1 protein-coding gene is annotated in these 2,273 nt (G+C 55.4%); it reads left to right on the forward strand.

Going from position 1 to position 2,273, the window contains the following annotated elements:
• Positions 1–1,757: TniQ family protein (locus tag DC366_RS19375; RefSeq protein WP_108693778.1), on the forward strand; the 1,757-nt coding region annotated here is incomplete at its 5' end.
• Positions 1,758–2,273: the final 516 nt, after the last annotated feature.

The following is a 2,273-nucleotide window of genomic DNA, read 5'->3' on the forward strand; positions in this document are numbered from 1 at the left end:
CTGCTGACGCAGACCTTGTCGCAGGCGCGTCACGCGTCAGGAATACATCAAATCAATGGGCCGGAACCGCCGCATACGAAAAAGCGCTTGCTCGCTTGGCCGAGGTGTCGGGCGTTGCGGTCGAAGACCTGCGCGCCAATGTAGCCATCCCGCTGGGCGAAAGGACCTATGATCTGCGGGGTGAGCTGGTCTCTGCAGAGTTTCTGGCCAACCCGCACACGGTGTTTTGCCCGGCTTGTCTGGTGCAGGATGATCAGATCGGCTTGCGCCGTGGCCGCTGGGAATGGGCGCTTTCGGTAGTGCGCACGTGCTCGCATCATCAAATCCCACTCCTGCGGCAAGCCTTTGCCAAATGGGATGACAAGTTTCATGAGCTTGATCTACGGGTCCCTGAGCGCGGCGAGAAACTCGCGGCGCTGGTCTCGGAGGCTCCTCATCGTCAAGTTTCACCACTCCAGGATTACGTCATGTGCCGCCTCGAAGGGAAAGCTGGCCCCAAATGGTTGGATTCGCAGACCTTGGATCAGGCTGCACGCGGAACGGAGCTTCTCGGTGTTTTGATGGCCTTCGGGCCAGCTCAGCTGCTGCCACAGCTTTCCGTGGACGACAGCGATCACGCTGGCCGCGTCGGGTTCGATTTCACCTCGCGCGGCGAGGAAGGCATCCGGGAGGCACTGGAGGCGCAGTTTCGCATGTTCGATGAGGCGACGGGAACACCTGGTGCGCGGAAGATTTTTGGGTGCTTTTACAAGGCCCTTGCAGATTCGAAGTCGCTGAAAGAACCGGGCGATATCGCCCGCATACTGCGCGATGTCATAATAGAGAACATCGCTCTGCCTGCGGGGCGTGAGGTTCTTCGCGAGAAACTTGCCGAAAGGCGATTGCACACCGTGGCTTCGCTTGCCAAAGAGCAGGGATTGAATTCGGTAACTCTCCGTAGCGTGCTGGTCGCTGCGGATGTTATTCCTGAATCTGCCCGTTCCCATTTCCCCATCCCAGTCGACTTGGGCAGGGAGGTCGCTGGTCGAGTCAATCGGATGGTCCATGTCAATTCCTTGCCGGAATTCATGAATTGTGCTCGACCTCTGGTGGATCAGCTTTTCTCTGACCGCCTTCTCACCCCCATATACTCGGGGAGACCCGGCATTAAGGGTCGGACGCAAAAATCCGTAGACGAGAAGGAGATTGCCATGCTGGTTGGCAAACTCCACGCAAAAGCAGTTTTGACTGAGGTTCCCCTTGCTGGATTGGTGCCGATTTCGAAAGCTGCGGAAAAGGCCAAGGTTCCGGCGGTCATCGTGCTTCATTTGATCCTCGGTGGCTTTCTCGACCGTGTGGTTCGTCTTGCCAGCCAGGAGGGGGTCGGTGCGCTCTTGGTGGATTCCGATGAGGTGAAGCGCAAAAAAATGAAGGCTACTGTGGGCCTGTCTTCGGTGGATACGTTCTCAACCCTGAAAATCACGAGGGAAGTACTTTGGAGGTTGGTCGATCAATATCAGGCAATTGCCGACCTGACTCTCATAGAAACCGTCGGGCCTGATCGGAGCCATAAAATTTGGCGGTTCGATTCCGACAGCGTAGCCCGGTTCAAGGCAACCTTCACAACTCCGGCTCGCCTTGCCGAGCAACACGATCTGCAGATTGGGGAAGTCGTGAGACGTCTAAAAAGATCGGGTAAGCGACCGACGATATCCCGGGCCGAGGTTGGCATAGATTTTTACCGGATCACCGATTTACGCAACGATATCTTCACTTAACATAATGGGGCTTACGGGCCCCATTATGATGATAAGATTTCAAGACCGTCCGTAAGGGCGGTCTTTTTTTGTCCGAATTGTTCAGGTATGAAAATGCTCCAACCTCGGGTTCTTGCGCTCGAAAAATGGGCGCCTTATGCCTGCGAGATAGACGTCTTATGCTTGTGGAAAATGGACGTCATATGCATGCAGAATGGCTAAGCCGGTGGCCGCGGGAAGTTTCAATTCTTGTAAAATCAATAACTTAGTCTTTTGTGATGGCCAAGTAATGCTTGTCGCGACAGGTGTTATTCGGACCACCAATTAGTGGCCATTGGCCGGGCTGAAATGGCCATTTTGCAAGCAAAACGGGTCAATCGGGCGAAAGCGTCCGATTGACGTGTTTTTGGACCCTCTTTCAGGCGTGCGACGGTTCGACTCGGTAATTTGGGAGATGGGGTGTCAACGGCGGAGTAAAAACCGGCCACGCGGCGGCGTAAAACCAGGCCAGTGACGGGGCACCAAGCGCCATGGTGC

The organism is Pelagivirga sediminicola (assembly GCF_003072125.1).
GTDB classification, from domain to species: domain Bacteria; phylum Pseudomonadota; class Alphaproteobacteria; order Rhodobacterales; family Rhodobacteraceae; genus Roseovarius; species Roseovarius sediminicola.